This window comes from Pseudomonas sp. CFBP13528 (genome assembly GCF_005233615.1).
Taxonomy (GTDB): domain Bacteria; phylum Pseudomonadota; class Gammaproteobacteria; order Pseudomonadales; family Pseudomonadaceae; genus Aquipseudomonas; species Aquipseudomonas fluorescens_AM.
In genome coordinates this window covers 1-17,848 of record NZ_QGAJ01000007.1, presented here as the reverse complement: position 1 = coordinate 17,848, position 17,848 = coordinate 1, and the positions used below count along the sequence as shown (strand labels likewise).

Below are 17,848 nucleotides of genomic sequence, written 5' to 3'. Positions count from 1 at the left end.
ATTATCATCCGGCGCCTTCTCACTACCCGTCGGGTAGTTGTTTCAATGTGTCACCCGAGGCGCCCATGTACCGTTTTTCGTTTCACCGCCCTTTGATTGCCATGAGTCTGGGGCTGGTTTCCCATACCGTCTGCGCAGCCCTGCAACCCATCGCCGAAGCCCCGCTGGCCAGCGATACCGAATTGCACTGCCACTTCAATCGCGATGCCAGCACCGATTGCACCACCACCTACCACTACACGATCCTCACACCCAACGGCCGCGAAATGCTCTCGCGCATCGACTTCAATTATTCCGAAGGCGACAGGTTTGAAGTGATCAGCGCGCAAACCACCCAACCTGGCGCCAAACCGGTCGCCCTCGCCGCCACGCAAATCGACACGCGCACGGCGCCCAATCCGGATCAGGGCTTCAGCCGTGACCAGCAAACCTCCCTGGCTTTTCCGAACCTGCGGGTGGGCACGCACATCCGTTACACCGTACGCGAGCACTATGCCGCCAAGCCGCTGATGTCCCAGTTCCACTACGTGCTCAAGTTCGGCGTCAGCGCGGCCCGCCGTGACCGCTTCAAGGCACGCTTCACCGCCGAGCGGCCGATCCAGTGGCGCAGTGAGCTGTTCGATGATTTCAACGTGACGCTTTCGGCCAATGGCAAGACGCTGGACGTGATGCAAAAGCAACCGGTGTACCTCAACTACATCAATGAACCGTCCAACGCAGCACTGCTGGGCATCCCGCGCCTGGAGCTGGGCAGCGCCCTGGAGCGCCAGGCCTATTTCGGCGACCTGGCCCAGCGCTACAACCAGATACTCGGCGCCCGCCTGCCGGCACACGCCGCTGCCGCCGTGGCCGCTGCCAGTCGGTTGGCCCCGGCGGAGCGAGTCGCCGCGCTGATGCAGCACATCAACGATCACTACCGTTACCTGGGCGATTGGCGCGCCACCGAGCGCGGCTATGTGCCGTTCAACCTGATGGAAATCGAGGAACATGGTTATGGCGATTGCAAGGACCTGGCGATCCTGCTGACAGCGATGCTCAAGGCAACCGGCATCAAGGCCGAAACGGCATGGGTCAGCCGCGGCGATGCGGCGCAAACCTTGCTGATTCCGGGCACCCAGGCGCCCAATCACGCCATCGTGCGCGCCGAAGTGAACGGCCAGGTGTGGTGGCTCGACCCGACCAACCCCGTCTTTGCGCCGGGCCAGACCATGCCCGATATCCAGGATCGCTGGGTGCTGGTCATCGATGCCCAGAGCCAGGTGCGCGAAGAACATATTGCGCTGGAACGCCCCGAAGTTGCGGTGCGCCTGGACAAACACGTGCAGTTCGGCAAGCAAGGCGATGGCGCGGTCGAGGCCACCATCACCTTCAGCCGCCTGCCGCTGATGCAACTGAGCGTCGCCGACCGTCAGCAAGGCAGCACCGCGACCGACCAGAACATCTGCGCCAACTTCGGCAACGACATCAGCGACTGCCGGATCACCCGCCCACCCAGCGCATTTGTGGTGCACGACGGCTACAGCGTCAGCGCACGGATGAACGATCAGCGCGCCCTGGAAAAGCTGGGCAATGATTACGTCTACACCGATCCGTCATTGCAAGATCGCTGGGAGGGTTACATCAATTACCGTCGTCAGGGACAACAGGCCGACCTCTATCTGGGCAACCCTGAAACCTATGACTACACCTATACCCTGACAGGCGCGAAGATGGAAAAAGCTATCCCCGGCTGCGCAGTGCGCTCGCCGTGGTACGACCTGGACCTGGACGGAAAACTGGAGGATGGCACGCTGCGCTATCATTATCGCCTCAGCCAGAAAAAGCGTTGGTTGACCCATGGTGAAGTGGCCAGCGATGCGTTCGGCAAGATGATTGATGAAGCACGCGCCTGTGCCGAGCAGGTGCATCAGGTGGTGAAGCTCTAAATTTCTGCCTGACACAACAGGGTTGAAATGTGGGAGGGGGCTTGCCCCCTCCCACAGTTTGATTCGGTTTCCTCAGTCAGCTTTCGCCCAGCAGCAGGCTCTGCTCCCGCGCGCACAACTCCACCACATAATCCCACAACACCCGCAACCGCACCGACTTGTGCAACTCCCGCCGCGAACTGATCCAATAACTGCGCTGGATGCTCTCCCCCGGCAACAACGGCACCAACTGCGCATCGCCCGCCGCCATGAAACAGGGTAATACCGCAATCCCCAAGCCAGACCGCGCGGCCTGGTGCTGGGCAATCACGCTGGTGCTGTGAAAGACCACCTTGGGACTGCGACAAAAGCTGCTGAGCAATTTCAGCTCCTGGCTGAACAGCAGGTCGTCGACGTAATCGATCCACGCATGGGCCGCGAGGTCTTCGCGTTTTTCAATCGGCGGATGACGCGCAAGATAAGTGCGGCTGGCATACAGCGCCAGGCGGTAATCGGTGAGTTTACGGGTGACCAACTGATCGACGCTGGGGCGCTCCAGGTGAATGCTGATTTCCGCTTCGCGGTTGAGGATGCTGACAAAGCGCGGCACCGCGACCAATTCCACTTCCAGGCCGGGATAACGTTCAAACAGCTCGCCCATGTGCCCGGCGAGGAACATCACCCCCAGGCCCTCCGCCACCCCCAGACGAATCTTGCCCAGGGGCGCCGCCGCGTGTGTGAGTTCGTCTTCAGCCAACAGCGCCACGTTTTCCATGGCTTCGGCATGTTTGAGCAGGGCTTCGCCGGACGGCGTCAGCTCGTAACCGTGGGCGTGCTGCACGAACAGCGCCGTACCAAGGCTTTTTTCGATGGCCTCGATATGCCGGGCCACCGTGGCATGCGTGGTTTTCAACCGTTGCGCGGCGGTGAGCAGGCGGCCGCTGCGCTGCAACTCGAGAAAAAACCGCAGGTCATTCCAGTCAAACATATCGCCTCCGTTGCGCACGCGCAGGTAGCGCTGTTTAAAAACGCACAGCAGCTGGGCAAAAACTAACATTTTTAAGACGAAAACTAACAACTAGGATGGAACCAATAAGAAAAACAAGCGAGGCCCCAGATGCCCATTGCAACTGCTGAATACGATTATGTGATCGTCGGCGCCGGCCCCGCCGGCTGCTTGCTGGCCAATCGCCTGTCCGCCAACCCGGCCCATCGCGTCCTGCTGCTGGAAGCCGGTGGTCGCGATAACTACGCCTGGATTCATATTCCGGTCGGCTACCTGTTCTGCATCGGCAACCCACGCACCGACTGGTGCTTCAAGACCCAAGCCCAGGCCGGTCTGCAAGGTCGCGCCCTGAGCTACCCGCGCGGCAAGGTACTGGGCGGTTGCTCGTCCATCAACGGCATGATCTATATGCGCGGCCAGGCCCGGGACTATGACGGCTGGGCGGCGCAAGGCAACCCGGGCTGGGCCTGGAAAGACGTATTGCCGCTGTTCAAGCACAGCGAAAACCATTTCGCCGGCGATTCGCCGTTCCACAGCGACGGCGGCGAATGGCGCGTCGAGCAGCAGCGCCTGCACTGGCCCATCCTGGATGCATTTCGCGACGCAGCACAGCAGAGCGGCATCGCCAACGTCAGCGATTTCAATCAGGGCGATAACGAAGGTTGCGGTTATTTCCAGGTCAACCAGAAGGCCGGGGTGCGCTGGAATGCGGCCAAGGCGTTTCTCAAACCGGTCCGCCAACGGCCCAACCTGACCGTATTGACCGAGGTGGAGGTCGACCGCGTGGTGCTGGAAAACGGCCGCGCCTCCCAAGTGATCGGGCGCCGGCACGGCCAGCAACTGAGCTGGAAAGCCTGCAGGGAAATCGTGCTGTGCGCCGGTGCCGTCGGCTCGCCAGGCATCCTGCAACGCTCAGGCATCGGCCCGGCCCATGTGCTCAAACCGGCGGGGATCGACGTGGTGCATGAACTGCCGGGCGTGGGGGGCAACCTGCAGGACCACCTGCAACTGCGCCTGATCTACAAGCTGGAAAACGCGCGCACCCTGAACCAGATCGCCGGCACCGTATGGGGCAAGATGGGCATGGGCCTGCGCTACCTGTATGACCGCAGCGGGCCGCTGTCGATGGCGCCCAGCCAGCTTGGCGCGTTTGCCCGCTCCGGCCCGGAGCAGACCTCGGCCAACCTTCAATACCATGTGCAGCCGTTGTCCCTGGAGCGCTTTGGCGAACCGTTGCATGCGTTCCCGGCCTTTACCGCCTCGGTCTGCGACCTGCGCCCACACAGCCGCGGGCGAATCGATATCCGCTCGGCCAACCCGGCAGACGCACCGCTGATCCAGCCCAACTACCTCAGCCACCCCGAAGACCTGCGCGTGGCCGCCGACGCCATTCGCCTGACAAGGCGAATCGTGGCCGCTCCAGCCCTGAGCCGGTTCAAGCCGGTTGAATACCTGCCCGGTGACGCTCTGCAAACCGAAGAGCAACTGCACGAAGCCGCGGCGCGTATCGGCACCACCATCTTCCATCCGGTAGGCACCTGCCGTATGGGCGATGACAGGGACGCCGTGGTCGACGCACAGCTGCGCGTGCATGGCGTGCCGGGCCTGCGCATCGCCGATGCCTCGATCATGCCGCGCATTACCTCGGGCAACACTTGTTCACCGACGCTGATGATCGCCGAGAAGGCCGCGCAGTTGATCCTTTCACCGAACACAAGGAGCCTCGCCCCGGAGAGAGAACTGGTTCACGCAATCTGAACAGCGGCGCCGCACCTGGCGCCGACAGTGGAACAACAATAAATAATCACTGTGAGGGTTACCCGATGTCAGAACATGCTCAACCCCTGGGCTCGGCGATGGATGCGAGCACCGGCAACGACTCGAAGAAAGTCATTTTTGCCTCGTCCCTCGGGACGGTTTTCGAATGGTATGACTTCTTCCTCTACGGCGCTCTCGCCGCGGTGATCAGCAAACAGTTCTTTGCCGGGGTCAACGACACCACGGCGTTTATCTTCGCGCTGATGGCGTTCGCCGCAGGCTTCGTGGTGCGGCCGTTCGGCGCGCTGGTATTCGGCCGCCTGGGCGACATGATCGGGCGTAAATACACCTTCCTCGTCACCATCATTCTGATGGGCGTAGCAACCTTTTGCGTGGGCCTGTTGCCGACCTACGCCAGCATCGGCATCGCTGCGCCGATCATTCTGATCGTGCTGCGCATGCTGCAAGGCCTGGCGCTGGGCGGTGAATACGGTGGCGCCGCCACGTATGTGGCCGAGCATGCGCCTGCCGGCAAACGTGGCTTGCACACCAGCTGGATTCAATCCACCGCCACCCTCGGCCTGTTGCTGTCGTTGCTGGTGGTATTGGCCTGCCGTTACTTCACCGGCGACCAGTTCGAGGTGTGGGGCTGGCGCATTCCGTTCCTGTTCTCCATCGTGTTGCTGGGCATCTCCACCTGGATTCGCATGAGCCTGCACGAATCGCCAGCGTTCCTGAAAATGAAAGAGGAAGGCAAGGTCAGCAAGGCGCCCATCCGCGAGTCGTTCGGTAAGTGGGAAAACCTCAAGGTCGTACTGATCGCGCTGTTCAGCATCAACGGCGGGCAGGCGGTGACCTTTTATGCGGCGCAGTTTTACGTGCTGTTCTTCCTCACTCAGTTCCTGAAGATGGACCCGGCCCTGGCCAACATGTTGCTGATCATCAGCGTGGTGATTGGCGCGCCGTTCTTCATCCTGTTTGGTTGGCTGTCGGACAAGGTCGGGCGCAAGCCGGTGCTGATGCTTGGCCTGCTGCTGGCGACCGTGTTGTATTTCCCGATTTTCAAGGGCCTGGCGCACTACACCAACCCGGCGATGGACCAGGCCAGTCGGCAAGCACCGATTACCGTGCAAGCCGACCCGACCACGTGCACCTTCCAATTCGACCCGGTGGGCAAAGCGCGCTTTGACAGCCCGTGCGACAAGGTCAAGACCTTCCTGGTCAAGCAAGGCCTGCCCTACAGCAGCGTCGCCGCCCCTGCCGGCGCGCCGGTGCAAGTCAGCGTGGGCGACGTACGTATCGATGGCTTTGACGAAGCGGCATTGCGCGGCGCGGTGACGTTGGCCGGCTACCCGAGCTCGGCGGACATGGCCCAGGTCAACAAGGTGATGGTGGTGGTGCTGATCGTGGCACTGATCCTGATCGCAGCCATGTGCTACGGCCCCTTGGCGGCACTGATGGTGGAGCTGTTCCCGACCCGCATCCGCTACACCTCGATGTCGTTGCCCTACCACATCGGTAACGGCTGGTTCGGCGGGTTCCTGCCGACTGTGTCGTTTGCCCTGGTGGTGTACACCGGGGATATCTTCTATGGTTTGTGGTACCCGGTGGTGGTGACCGGTGTGAGCCTGATCGTCGGGCTGTTCTGTCTTAAAGAAACGCGGCATGTGGATATTGATAGGGGTTGAGTGAGCGGTGAGCGGTGAGCGGTGAGCGGTGAGCTGCAAGCTGCAAGCTACAAGCTGCAAGGAAAAGCTGATCAGCTTGGCTTGCAGCTTGAAGCTTGAAGCTTGAAGCTTGAAGCTTGAAGCTCGCAGCTTGAAGCTTGCAGCCTGAAACTTTAAGCTGTACATCCATACAGATAACAGTTGCTCATTTCTCTCCGACTAAGCATCCTGCAAGGCATCAACCCGATACGATGTGATGACCATGCAGCTGTACCTCTGTGAAAAACCCTCCCAGGCCAAGGACATCGCGGCCGTGCTCGGCGCCAGTCGCCGGGGCGATGGATGCTGGCTGGGCAACGGGGTCACAGTCACCTGGTGCATCGGCCACCTGCTGGAAACCGCCCCGCCTGACGCTTATGACGCCAAGTACAAACGCTGGGTGCTCACCGACCTGCCGATCGTCCCGGAAAAATGGAAGATGCAGGTCAAGCCCAGAACTGCCAGCCAGTTCAAGGTGGTCAAGCGCCTGCTGGGGGAAGCCGGGGAACTGGTGATCGCGACCGATGCCGACCGCGAGGGTGAAATGATCGCCCGTGAGCTGGTGGAACATTGCCGTTATCGAGGGCCGATCCAGCGGTTGTGGCTGTCGGCGCTGGATGATGCCTCCATCCGCAAGGCGCTGGCCGCACTCAAGCCCGGGGCGCAAACCTTCAACCTGTACCACTCGGCCCTGGGCCGCTCACGTGCCGACTGGCTGATCGGCATGAACATGAGCCGCTTGTTTACGTTGCTCGGACGTCAATCCGGCTATCAGGGGGTATTGCCGGTAGGCCGCGTGCAAACCCCAACCCTGCGCCTGGTGGTCGACCGTGACCGCAGCATCGCCGATTTCATCCCGGTGGCGTATTGGGCTATCGATGTGGACCTGCGCCACGAACGCATGACTTTCACCGCCCAATGGCGCGCCGCCGACGATGCCTGCGATGACCAGGGCCGTTGCCTCAACCCGCAACTGGCCCGGGACGCCGCCGACGCCATGAGCCTGGCGGCCGGCGCGCGACTGGCAAAGCTGCGCACCGAGCGCATGCGTGAGGTCGCCCCCCTGCCCTTCGACCTCGGCACCCTGCAGGAAATCTGCTCCAAAAAGCTCGGCCTCGGCGCCCAGGAAACGCTCGATATCGCCCAATCGCTCTACGAAACCCACAAGGTCATCACCTACCCGCGCAGCGATTGCGGCTACCTGCCGCTGAGCCAGCACAGTGAAGCGCCGAAGATTCTCGCCGCACTCGGCCGCGCGGATCCGGCCGTGGGCGATCTGATGGTCTACATAGACCCCAATCGACGCTCACGCGCCTGGAACGACGCCAAGGTCAGCGCCCACCACGGCATTATCCCCACCGGGGCCGGCAAGGACGTCGGGCAACTCACCGGCAAGCACCGCGCGGTCTACACGCTGATACGCGCACGCTACCTGGCGCAATTTCTGCCCAACCATGAATACGACCGTACCCAGGCGGACTTCGACTGTGCAGGCCAGGCGTTACGTGCAGTGGGCAAAGTCATCATCGAACCGGGCTGGAAACGCGCATTGCCCGAAGCCCTTGCCCCCGCCAAAGGCCGGGACACCCCTGCTCCTCAAGCCTTGCCGATGCTGGTGCAAGGCCAGGACTGCGCGGTGGCCAAGGTCAAACTGAAGGACCTGTGGACCCAACCTCCCAAGCCTTTCACTGAAGGCGACCTGATCAAAGCGATGAAAAACGTCGCCAAGCTGGTGGAGGATCCGCTGCTCAAGCAGAAGCTCAAGGACACCACCGGCATTGGTACCGAAGCCACCCGCGCGGGGATTATCCAGGGCCTGCTGGACCGAGGTTACCTGGTGAAGAACGGCAAGGCACTGTCAGCCACCGCAGCGGCTTTCAGCCTGATTGACGCAGTGCCTCGCGCCATTGCCGACCCCGGCACCACCGCCATCTGGGAGCAGGCGCTGGATATGGTGCAAAGTGGCGAAATGAGTCTGGAAGAGTTCGTCGCCAAACAAGCGGCGTGGATGAGCAAGCAGGTGGCTCGCTGCAATGGCATGCGCATGACCATTACCGCCCCCGCCAGCCCGGCAAGCAAAGGCGCGGCGGCGTGGAAAACCAAACGCAAGAGCGCGCCACGCAAGACGGCGGCCAACCCCAAGCGGGCAAAAAAGCCGGCAAATGCCGGGTAGAGTGCAAAATAATCCGGCGAATGACGCTTTTCGACGGGTTTAACGCCGCTTTGGACCTTGCTGCAACGTAGTGCGTCTAGGATTCTGTAGGGGATAGCTGACTACCTAACAACAACACCGGAGTGGCCGCCATGAAAACCGTCGCAGAATTGCTCAAAGCCAAGGACCAGAAGAACCAGGACGTCCACACCATCCAGTGGGACCACACCGTGTTCGAGGCGCTGGTGCGCATGTCCGAGAAAAACGTCGGGGCTTTGCCAGTGGTCAGGGACGGCGCAGTGGTGGGGATCATCAGCGAGCGCGATTACGCACGTAAACTCATCCTCAAGGGGCTGTCGTCGGTGACCACCCGCGTTGACGACGTGATGAGCTCCCCGGTCATCACCGTAGATACCCACAAAACGGTCGAGGCGTGCATGAACATCATGACCGACAGTCACCTGCGCCACCTTCCGGTCGTCGAAGACGGCAAACTGCTCGGCCTGTTGTCCATCGGCGACCTGGTCAAGGAAGCCATTGCTGAACAAGACGCCTTGATCAAACAGCTGGAGCAGTACATCCGCGGCGAATAGGAGATCCCATGCTCGACACGCTGGAACATCAAGCAGACCACCTCGACACGCTGCATCGGGCGATGGCCGAAAAGCGCTTCCTGGTGCTGACCGGTGCGGGCATCAGCACCTCGTCGGGTATCCCCGACTACCGTGACAGCGACGGAGTGCGCCGGGGCAAAGCGCCGATGATGTACCAGGACTTCCTCGCCACCGCGCAAGCACGCCGCCGTTATTGGGCCAGGGCTATGCTGGGTTGGCCACGGGTGCGCCTTGCCCGGCCGAACAAGGCGCATCAGGCCCTGGCGGCCCTACAGCAAAGGGGGATCATCAGTGGCCTGATCACGCAAAACGTCGACACGCTGCACGATCAGGCCGGCAGCCACGAGGTGATCGAGTTGCATGGCAGCTTGCACCGGGTGCTGTGCCTGGATTGCCAGCAGCGTAGCGAACGCGACGTGATCCAGCGGCGGATGGAAATCGACAACCCACACTTCGCGCACGTCCATGCGGTGCAAGCGCCTGACGGCGATACCTTGCTCGACCCTGTTTTCGAGGAGCGCTTCCAGGTCCCATGCTGCCCCCATTGCGAGGGGCAACGGCTGAAACCGGACGTGGTGTTTTTTGGTGAAAACGTGGCACCTGCTACCGCAGCCAGCGCCATGGCTGCTGTGCACGATGCCGAGGGGCTGCTGGTCGTGGGTTCATCGCTGATGGCTTATTCGGCCTTTCGCCTGTGCAAGGCAATGGTGGAACAGGGCAAGCCGGTGATTGCCATCAACCTGGGCAAGACCCGCGGGGATGAGCTGCTGCAGGTAAAGATCGAAGCGCAGTGTGAGCAATTGCTACCTCTGCTCGTCGAGCGGCTGTAGGAGCGAGCTTGCTCGCGAAAAACCCACAGGCGCCGCGTGCAACTTATCCACTTCACTAAACGCTATCACGCGACCCACCGCACGAAAAATGACGCCCAAGTCACGTTTTTCCTGCATCTTCCCGCCACCACAGCGTTTTATGTAGTGCCTTAAAATAATCACTACATAATCGTTGACGTAAGCTTTTTGTCCTTGCATTATCGAGACGTCTCCCGGATCGGGAGTGTTGGTAACACGCGTTTTGAACAGGCTCGTCTGACCGCCGAGCTGTTTTCCCGGATGTGCACTGCCCACAAGGCAGATTGATGAAGCTGACTGGCCCCGAAAGGGAACGGTACAAGGAGCTAAAGCGCTGCTTGTCTTCGTTATGAATGCATTGCGTAGCGGTTCATCAGCAAAACTACATGCTTCGGTTCACGACCCTGCCCGTATTCGGCAGACCGTCACTGACGCCCGGTTTTCTGAGCCGGAGACAACTTTGAAGTTTTCAACGAATCAATTGATAGATCGCCAACTGGTCAAGGGGCTTACACATGAATCTGAACAACCAACCCACTATCGATGAATTGGCTGAGATGTTCGCCGCGCAGAAAGACACACTCGACGACCATATCCTGTGGATTGGCAAATCGGGTGAAGTTCAACTTGACTGCGTGGCGCCCCACACCGAAGAAGCCGAATTCGACCGCAATCACCGTGAACTGGCGGCGCGCCTGAAGATGTACCGTCGCGGCCAGGGTTATGTTGGCAAGAAAGCGGCGGCCGATCGCAACTTTATCGAGCAGGTGTTCGACACACTTAACAATGCCTGGGCTTCTTTCAAAGACAGCTCGCAAGTTAAAGTGATTGATCGTTACTACTGAGTCGTTGTTGTTCTAAAGTGGGGGCTGGCTTGCCGGCCCCCACTTTTTGTTCGTGGCGTATTCAGAAAGTTGGAAACCGCCCCTTCCCCGCTTCATCTTTAAAGATATCGAACAGCACCTGCGCCGCTGCCGAAAGCTCATGCCCCGGTTTGGTCAGTACGCCAATGGGCCGCTCGATTACCGGGCCGGTCAAGGTGATGCAACGGGCGCCCGCCTCCTCCATCTGCCGTGCGCATAACGCCGGCACAGCGCTGACGCCCAAGCCGCTGGCAACCATCTTGCCCACCGTAGCCAATTGATGGCTTTCCAACGCCACGGGCAGGTTCATCTGCAACGCGCCCAAGTGCTCTTCGAGCATGACCCGGACCGTCGATGGACGCTGGAGAGTAATGAAGGGTTGCTCCAGCAGGCTTTTCCAGTCGACCTCAGCCAATCGCGCCAAAGGCGAATCTCCCGGCACCACTGCGATAAACCGGTCCAGGTACAACGGCGTGAACGCCAGTGACGAACCGTCGGACGGCTGGAACGCCACGCCCAGTTCCACCTGGCGGTCGCGCACCATCTCCAGCACGTGCTCGTTGATCAGGTCATGCACCGTCACGTTCACCTGAGGGTAACGCGCGCGGAATATCTTCAGAATCGGTGGCAGCAGGTTGCCGGCAAATGACGGCATCGCCGCCACCGTCACACGCCCGCGTTGCAGGGTGAAGCGTTGGCGCAGCTCGTCCTCGGCGTTGTCCCAGTCGGCAATCAATCGACGCGCCAGCGGCAACAGTGATTCGCCTTCGGGCGTCAGCGCGACATTGCGTGTATTACGGCTGAACAGGCGCCCGCCCAACCCTTCTTCCAGGCCTTTGATCGTCAGGCTCAGCGCCGACTGGGACAGGTGCAGACGCTCACATGCAGCGGCAAAACTCAGGCTCTGGGCCACGGCCAGGAAGGCACGCATTTGTTTAATGGTCATAGGAAGCTCCAAGCGACAAGTTGAAAGCTGCAAGTCAAAGCAGTGGCCGACTAGGCTTGAAGCTTGCGGCTTGAGGCTGATTATGCTGTTTTCCAAACCAATCAACCTTAAAAAACAACTTAACAAATCAATCCTTCAGCGCAACACTCAATCCATTGGCTGGCCCACTAACAATAAAAGAGGTGCATATGGCAGGTTTCGATAAGCGCGTGGCGTCCTACGAAGAAGCGCTGGCAGGCCTGAAAGACGGCATGACCATACTCTCCGGCGGGTTTGGCCTGTGCGGCATTCCAGAAAACCTCATCGCCGAGATCAAGCGCAAAGGCACCCGTGACCTGACCGTAGTGTCCAACAACTGCGGCGTCGACGGTTTCGGCCTGGGCGTGCTGCTGGAAGAAAAGCAGATCCGCAAAGTGATCGCTTCCTACGTGGGCGAAAATGCCCTGTTCGAAAAGCAGTTGCTCAGCGGCGAAATCGAAGTGGTACTGACCCCCCAGGGCACCCTCGCGGAAAAAATGCGTGCAGGCGGTGCCGGCATCCCGGCCTTCTTCACTGCCACCGGCGTCGGTACCCCTGTCGCCGAAGGCAAGGAAACCCGCGAGTTCAACGGTCGCCCCTACCTGATGGAAGAGTCCATCACCGGTGACTTCGCTATCGTCAAAGGCTGGAAAGCCGACCACTTCGGCAACGTCATCTATCGTCACACCGCCCAGAACTTCAACCCGCTGGCCGCCACCGCCGGCAAAATCACCGTAGTCGAAGTCGAGGAAATCGTCGAACCGGGCGAACTGGACCCGGCGCAGATCCACACCCCTGGCATCTACGTCGACCGGATCATCTGCGGCACCTTCGAGAAGCGCATCGAACAGCGCACTGTCCGCAAATAATCCACGTCCAGAACAATAAGAGGAATCAACCATGGCTCTTACCCGCGAACAAATGGCTCAACGCGTCGCCCGCGAAATGCAGGACGGTTTCTACGTCAACCTCGGCATCGGCATTCCAACCCTGGTGGCCAACTACATTCCCGAAGGCATGGAAGTGATGCTGCAATCGGAGAATGGCCTGCTCGGCATGGGACCGTTCCCGACTGAAGACACCATTGACGCCGACATGATCAACGCCGGCAAACAAACCGTCACCGCGCGCATCGGCGCCTCGATTTTCTCCTCCGCCGAGTCCTTCGCGATGATTCGCGGCGGCCACGTCGACCTCACTGTACTCGGCGCCTTCGAAGTCGACGTACAAGGCAACATCGCCTCGTGGATGATCCCCGGCAAGTTGGTCAAGGGTATGGGCGGCGCGATGGACCTGGTGGCCGGTGCGGAAAATATCATCGTGATCATGACCCATGCGTCCAAGGACGGTGAGTCGAAATTGCTCAGCCAGTGCAGCCTGCCGCTGACCGGCGCCCACTGCATCAAGCGTGTGCTGACGGACCTGGCCTACCTGGAAATCGAAAATGGCGCTTTTGTCCTCAAGGAACGCGCACCTGGCGTCAGCGTTGAAGAGATTGTCAGCAAGACCGCCGGTAAACTGATCGTCCCGGACCACGTTCCAGAAATGCATTTCCAGTGAGGACAGATTCCATGCAAGACGTCGTGATTGTTGCTGCCACCCGCACCGCTGTGGGCAGCTTCCAGGGTTCGCTGGCCACTATCCCGGCCCCTGAACTGGGCGCTGCGGTGATTCGTCGCCTGCTGGAGCAGACCGGCCTCGACCCGGCCGAAGTGGATGAAGTGATCCTGGGCCAGGTACTCACCGCAGGCAGCGGCCAGAACCCGGCGCGCCAGGCTTCGATTCTCGCCGGCCTGCCCCACGCCGTGCCGAGCCTGACCCTGAACAAGGTTTGCGGCTCGGGCCTCAAGGCCCTGCATCTGGGTGCACAGGCGATCCGTTGCGGCGACGCGGACGTGATCATCGCCGGCGGCATGGAAAACATGAGCCTGGCGCCATACGTATTGCCCGCCGCGCGCACCGGTTTGCGCATGGGCAACGCCAAGATGATCGACAGCATGATCACCGACGGCCTGTGGGATGCGTTCAACGACTACCACATGGGCATCACCGCCGAAAACCTGGTGGACAAGTACGGCATCAGCCGTGAGGCACAGGACGCCTTTGCCGCTGCCTCCCAGCAAAAAGCGATCGCCGCCATCGAAGCCGGACGGTTTGCCGATGAGATCACGCCGATCCTGATTCCCCAGCGCAAAGGCGACCCGCTGGTCTTCGACGTGGACGAACAGCCGCGTGCCGGTACCACCGCCGAGTCCCTGGCCAAGCTCAAACCCGCCTTTAAAAAGGACGGCAGCGTCACCGCCGGCAACGCCTCCAGCCTTAACGACGGCGCCGCAGCGGTGCTGTTGATGAGCGCCACCAAAGCCAAGGCCCTCGGCCTGCCCGTGCTGGCACGCATCGCCAGCTATGCCAACGCCGGGGTCGACCCGGCGATCATGGGCATCGGCCCGGTTTCAGCCACCCGCCGCTGCCTGGACAAGGCCGGTTGGCAATTGGGCGACCTGGATTTGATCGAAGCCAACGAAGCCTTCGCCGCGCAATCCCTGGCGGTGGGCAAAGAGCTGGAATGGGACGCCGACAAGGTCAACGTCAACGGCGGCGCCATCGCCATCGGCCACCCGATTGGTGCTTCAGGCTGCCGCGTGCTGGTGACCCTGCTGCATGAAATGATCAAGCGCGACGCCCGGAAAGGCTTGGCGACGCTGTGCATCGGTGGTGGCCAAGGCGTAGCCCTGGCCCTCGAACGCGGCTGATGATCCAAGAGCAACACGGAAAAGGCCCGGTTCCACGAAAACCGGGCCTTTTCTTTATCCGAGATTGATCGTGCCCTCGCGTGGGAACGATCAAACACCGCAAGAAATCAGCGCTTCATACAACGCTGATACCGCTCATCCACCCGCTTTGCAAACCACGCCGTGGTCAGATTGCGCGTGATCTTCGGGCTCTTGAGCACGATGCCCGGCAGGATCGCCCGCGGCAGCGGTTTGCCGGCAGCCTTGTCGGCCAGGGCGAACACGCGCTTGTAGAGGGTGGTGTCCTCGAAGTCCAACGCATCGCCTTGCTCCAGTTGGCTGCGAATGCTCGGGTTGCGCATATCCAATTTCGCCCCCAGCGAACGCACCGCCAGCTCAGTGGTGCCGGGCAGCAACGAACCATAGCGAATCAAATCCCCATCCAGCGCCAGTTCGGTGCCTGAAGCACGGCTGACAGCGGCCTGGAACGCGGCATTGCGGCTGGCGTACCAACCCGCATTGAAATCGGCGAAGCGATACAGCGGCTGGTCATAGCTGACCGGGTAACCCAGCAGATGGGCGATACCAAAGTACATACCGCCACGTCGAGTGAACACTTCGCGGCGAATCGTACCGTCCACCGGGTACGGATAACCCCGCGCCTGTTTCTGCGCAAAGTCGATGCTGACCTGCATCGGGCCGGCGGTGTGCACCGGGTTGAAGCCGCCGAACAGTGTGTTGCCCAGCGGCACGACGCTGATGAAATCGTCGAAGATCCCGCTCAGGTCCTTCTCGGTGCGCGCGGCATTCAAACGCTCGGCGTAGGTTTTGCCGCTGGGCGAACGCAATTGCAAGGCGCTGCGCACGACAAACGCCGGCACATGAACCTTCCCGGCACGCCGCAGGATTTCATCCTGGGCGATCTTGCCCATGCCCGGCACCGGTGGGTCGACCTGAAAAGTAGACTCCTGCTCGGTCACCGCCAGTACGGCGCAGATGTTTTCGGTGCTGGGGTAGATCTTTTGGGTGTCGAACGCGGTGTAGATATCCTGGGCCCAACCTTCGCGGTCCGCGACCTTGGCCGGCAGCAGGCGCACGATCTGCGTCTTCACCTCGGCCTCGCTGCGCTCGGGTTGCTGCGGGCCGCGTGAGGTGGAGCAACCGGCCAGCACCAGCAACGTTGCGAGGCAGAGAGTCAGGCGGCTTGAATACATAAGGCTTCCTTGGTAGACGGCGGGTCGGGCGATGGGGATATCGACAGGCAAGTCTAACCGGGGTTCGCGGGTATGCCGAACTGGATGCGGCTCTGGCTGAAACTTCCCACATAAGTGTCGGATAAGCTCTACTCCGCCGCCCCGAGAACCGCTGCAAAGTCCCTCGCCTGATCAAACAGTGCGAGGGATTGCAGATGGTTTTTCCGGTTAAAGCCCTGATCGACAGGGCTCACCCATGATCGACGCAACCAGCCAAGCCATTGGCTTCCTGGTGTTGGCCGCGATGGATGCAAAGACGCGGGACGTCGAGTCCATCCTCAGCGATTTTCGGGGATGCCTGCACCCATACGACACTTGGGCTGAAAGCTTTTTCAGCTTCTCGGCACTGAATGTCGAGCAAGTGTTCAAGGTGGGAGAAGAAGTAGCGCTCGTAGCGCCGATCAATCGGTCCCTCTTTCCCAGCAGCACGGTCGCCACGTGTACAGCCAACGGCACGTTGACCCTGGTGCATATGTTCCAGAGTTCGCGGTTCGTGCCGATCGGCAACACACCGGTCGTGGTGCAGCGCATCGATCCAGACGGCGGTCCGCTGGGGACCCCTATCCATAAGACCATCGGTCCCAGCGGCATTCTGGAAATCACCGAGTGTGATCGCAACCAGAAGTACCGAGTCAGTTTCTACCCCGACGTTTCTTCGCAGCATTTCAAGGCGCTGTACGCCTCTTATCAGTCGGTCATTGCGTCACTGGAAGGCTGGTTGCGCAGTGAGTGGGGGACCACTTTCGAACCCCTGTGGAAGGGGTACTCCGAGGCAAACTTCCTCGAACGCTACCTTTCGCTGTACGGCGCCTATGCCCGAGGTTTCAGCGACTCCCTTTACTCAATCTGGGACGACGTAGAGCAGTTATTTCAATGGCTGTCAGCCCCCCTGGCCAATGCTGAAAAGCTGCTGCACTACTTTTCCCAAGACGAGTTTGAAAAATTACTGACGTTAAGTGCCGAGACGCTCGCCAAGGGTCTGCTGGTGCTGAGCGACGAGCCTTTGCTGTTCATTCACCTGGCGGCGCTGGTCAGCTGGATGCGGATGCTGCCACCGCCCTATATGAACGAAATGCTGGGCGAGATTGGCGCCGAGGTCGTCATCAATCTGTTACTGGGCCTGGCGACGGGCGGCATGGGTATTGTGGTGCGCATGAGCACGAAAGTGCTGGCTGGCATCAAGTCGCGCCGGGTGCGCAGGTGGCTGGAGCAGATAGCCGAGCAGTTCGGGAAAGTTCGCTTGGTGGGGCATGGCGAAGCGCTCAAGCCGGTGCTGCTGAGCAGTGCGGCGACGCCGATCAAGGCAGTGCCGGTGGCGCCGTTGCAGGCGGGCGAGCATCTGGTTTCGAACCCGGTGCCGATGGTGCGCAGCAAGGCGCAGCGTACGGCGTTGGTGCGCCAGGAGTCGGTGGATGATGTGCCTGCCGTGGCGTCGAATCCGAAGGGCGATGCAGCGGCTTCTGCGCATAAAACCGTTACGAACGGTTGCCCGGTATCGATGGTCACTGGCGAGGAACTGCTGACCCTCACCGACGGTACGCTGGATGGCATCTTGCCGTTCGAGTGGACGCGCTTGTACCGCACCAGTGCGGTGGAAGTGGATTGCGGGTTGGGGTTTGGCTGGAGTCATGCGCTGGCTCAACGGCTTGCGGTTTCTGGCGATTCGGTGGTGTGGACCGACCATGAGAATCGCTCCACCACCCTGCCCTTGCCGACGGTGGCTCGTCCGGCAATTACCAACAGCCTGGCGGAAGCGGCGATTTATTTGGGATCGGTTCCTGGCGAGTTGGTGCTGGCCCAGTCTTCTCGGTTTTATCACTTTTGCGACGGCGTGCTGACGGCGATCAGCGATGCGTATGACAACCGATTGCGCATTTTCCGGGATCGGTTGGGGCGCATTGAGCGACTGGATAACGGTGCAGGGCGTTCTTTGCTCTTGCGCTACGAGTTGGGCCGGATTGTGGCGGTGGACTACCAGGTTCATCGCGCCCAAGGCCACGAACCCTTCGTTTGGGTGACCGAGCAAAACGTCGTTTCCTACGCCTATG

Annotated in this window: 14 protein-coding genes; 11 read left to right on the top strand and 3 right to left on the bottom strand. The window is 60.7% G+C overall.

The window, feature by feature from the left end; genetic code table 11:
- Positions 1–65: 65 nt before the first annotated feature.
- Complete coding sequence (locus PspCFBP13528_RS15180) at positions 66–1,925, top strand: DUF3857 domain-containing transglutaminase family protein (protein ID WP_137200509.1); 1,860 nt, start codon at positions 66–68, stop codon at positions 1,923–1,925.
- Positions 1,926–2,001: 76 nt separating this feature from the next.
- Here the strand turns inward: PspCFBP13528_RS15180 and PspCFBP13528_RS15175 are convergent, their stop codons facing one another.
- Positions 2,002–2,892 (bottom strand): LysR family transcriptional regulator, encoded by an 891-nt coding sequence (locus PspCFBP13528_RS15175; RefSeq protein ID WP_101220844.1) that lies wholly within the window; start codon positions 2,890–2,892, stop codon positions 2,002–2,004.
- Positions 2,893–3,021: 129 nt separating this feature from the next.
- Here PspCFBP13528_RS15175 and PspCFBP13528_RS15170 point away from each other — a divergent pair, with 129 nt between their 5' ends.
- From PspCFBP13528_RS15170 to PspCFBP13528_RS15145, 6 genes are all read left to right on the top strand, one after another.
- The gene (locus PspCFBP13528_RS15170) at positions 3,022–4,668 is read left to right on the top strand and encodes a GMC family oxidoreductase N-terminal domain-containing protein (RefSeq protein ID WP_101220843.1); all 1,647 of its coding nucleotides are present in this window, start codon (positions 3,022–3,024) and stop codon (positions 4,666–4,668) included.
- Positions 4,669–4,733: 65 nt separating this feature from the next.
- A complete protein-coding gene (locus tag PspCFBP13528_RS15165; protein WP_137200508.1) occupies positions 4,734–6,356 on the top strand; it encodes an MFS transporter in 1,623 nt (540 codons plus the stop codon).
- A gap of 241 nt (positions 6,357–6,597) precedes the next feature.
- Positions 6,598–8,547 (top strand): DNA topoisomerase III, encoded by a 1,950-nt coding sequence (locus tag PspCFBP13528_RS15160; RefSeq protein ID WP_137200666.1) that lies wholly within the window; start codon positions 6,598–6,600, stop codon positions 8,545–8,547.
- 131 nt (positions 8,548–8,678) lie between these two features.
- Positions 8,679–9,119 carry a CBS domain-containing protein gene (locus tag PspCFBP13528_RS15155; protein ID WP_065952265.1) on the top strand — a complete coding sequence of 147 codons (441 nt, stop codon included), beginning with the start codon at positions 8,679–8,681 and terminating at the stop codon, positions 9,117–9,119.
- Positions 9,120–9,127: 8 nt separating this feature from the next.
- Positions 9,128–9,970 carry an NAD-dependent protein deacetylase gene (locus tag PspCFBP13528_RS15150; protein ID WP_137200507.1) on the top strand — a complete coding sequence of 281 codons (843 nt, stop codon included), beginning with the start codon at positions 9,128–9,130 and terminating at the stop codon, positions 9,968–9,970.
- Positions 9,971–10,503: 533 nt separating this feature from the next.
- Positions 10,504–10,833 (top strand): hypothetical protein, encoded by a 330-nt coding sequence (locus PspCFBP13528_RS15145; RefSeq protein ID WP_065884399.1) that lies wholly within the window; start codon positions 10,504–10,506, stop codon positions 10,831–10,833.
- Positions 10,834–10,894: 61 nt separating this feature from the next.
- Here PspCFBP13528_RS15145 and PspCFBP13528_RS15140 read toward each other — a convergent pair whose 3' ends face one another.
- Positions 10,895–11,797 carry a LysR family transcriptional regulator gene (locus tag PspCFBP13528_RS15140; RefSeq protein ID WP_137200506.1) on the bottom strand — a complete coding sequence of 301 codons (903 nt, stop codon included), beginning with the start codon at positions 11,795–11,797 and terminating at the stop codon, positions 10,895–10,897.
- 188 nt (positions 11,798–11,985) lie between these two features.
- Between PspCFBP13528_RS15140 and PspCFBP13528_RS15135 the strand changes: the two genes are divergently transcribed.
- The 3 genes from PspCFBP13528_RS15135 to PspCFBP13528_RS15125 are packed head-to-tail and all read left to right on the top strand — an operon-like array spanning position 11,986 to position 14,568.
- The gene (locus PspCFBP13528_RS15135) at positions 11,986–12,684 is read left to right on the top strand and encodes a CoA transferase subunit A (RefSeq protein WP_065952268.1); all 699 of its coding nucleotides are present in this window, start codon (positions 11,986–11,988) and stop codon (positions 12,682–12,684) included.
- Positions 12,685–12,715: 31 nt separating this feature from the next.
- On the top strand, positions 12,716–13,375 hold the full coding sequence (locus tag PspCFBP13528_RS15130; RefSeq protein WP_058425580.1) for a CoA transferase subunit B: 660 nt from the start codon (positions 12,716–12,718) through the stop codon (positions 13,373–13,375).
- 11 nt (positions 13,376–13,386) lie between these two features.
- Positions 13,387–14,568 carry an acetyl-CoA C-acetyltransferase gene (locus PspCFBP13528_RS15125; protein ID WP_137200505.1) on the top strand — a complete coding sequence of 394 codons (1,182 nt, stop codon included), beginning with the start codon at positions 13,387–13,389 and terminating at the stop codon, positions 14,566–14,568.
- Between the two features lie 107 nt (positions 14,569–14,675).
- Here PspCFBP13528_RS15125 and PspCFBP13528_RS15120 read toward each other — a convergent pair whose 3' ends face one another.
- Positions 14,676–15,761, bottom strand: coding sequence for a DUF1615 domain-containing protein (locus PspCFBP13528_RS15120; RefSeq protein ID WP_137200504.1), 1,086 nt, complete (start codon positions 15,759–15,761; stop codon positions 14,676–14,678).
- A 235-nt stretch (positions 15,762–15,996) separates the two neighbouring features.
- Here PspCFBP13528_RS15120 and PspCFBP13528_RS15115 point away from each other — a divergent pair.
- On the top strand, positions 15,997–17,848 hold a 1,852-nt coding region (locus PspCFBP13528_RS15115; RefSeq protein WP_241669093.1), incomplete at its 3' end, for a DUF6531 domain-containing protein.

What these genes read in the sequence shown, in the direction of transcription:
- PspCFBP13528_RS15170 (WP_101220843.1), top strand. Translation starts at nt 3,022, where the DNA reads ATGCCCATTGCAACTGCTGAATACGATTATGTGATCGTCGGCGCCGGC.
- PspCFBP13528_RS15175 (WP_101220844.1), bottom strand. Translation starts at nt 2,892, where the DNA reads ATGTTTGACTGGAATGACCTGCGGTTTTTTCTCGAGTTGCAGCGCAGC.
- PspCFBP13528_RS15145 (WP_065884399.1), top strand. Translation starts at nt 10,504, where the DNA reads ATGAATCTGAACAACCAACCCACTATCGATGAATTGGCTGAGATGTTC.
- PspCFBP13528_RS15165 (WP_137200508.1), top strand. Translation starts at nt 4,734, where the DNA reads ATGTCAGAACATGCTCAACCCCTGGGCTCGGCGATGGATGCGAGCACC.
- PspCFBP13528_RS15180 (WP_137200509.1), top strand. Translation starts at nt 66, where the DNA reads ATGTACCGTTTTTCGTTTCACCGCCCTTTGATTGCCATGAGTCTGGGG.
- PspCFBP13528_RS15150 (WP_137200507.1), top strand. Translation starts at nt 9,128, where the DNA reads ATGCTCGACACGCTGGAACATCAAGCAGACCACCTCGACACGCTGCAT.
- PspCFBP13528_RS15135 (WP_065952268.1), top strand. Translation starts at nt 11,986, where the DNA reads ATGGCAGGTTTCGATAAGCGCGTGGCGTCCTACGAAGAAGCGCTGGCA.
- PspCFBP13528_RS15140 (WP_137200506.1), bottom strand. Translation starts at nt 11,797, where the DNA reads ATGACCATTAAACAAATGCGTGCCTTCCTGGCCGTGGCCCAGAGCCTG.
- PspCFBP13528_RS15155 (WP_065952265.1), top strand. Translation starts at nt 8,679, where the DNA reads ATGAAAACCGTCGCAGAATTGCTCAAAGCCAAGGACCAGAAGAACCAG.
- PspCFBP13528_RS15160 (WP_137200666.1), top strand. Translation starts at nt 6,598, where the DNA reads ATGCAGCTGTACCTCTGTGAAAAACCCTCCCAGGCCAAGGACATCGCG.
- PspCFBP13528_RS15130 (WP_058425580.1), top strand. Translation starts at nt 12,716, where the DNA reads ATGGCTCTTACCCGCGAACAAATGGCTCAACGCGTCGCCCGCGAAATG.
- PspCFBP13528_RS15125 (WP_137200505.1), top strand. Translation starts at nt 13,387, where the DNA reads ATGCAAGACGTCGTGATTGTTGCTGCCACCCGCACCGCTGTGGGCAGC.
- PspCFBP13528_RS15120 (WP_137200504.1), bottom strand. Translation starts at nt 15,761, where the DNA reads ATGTATTCAAGCCGCCTGACTCTCTGCCTCGCAACGTTGCTGGTGCTG.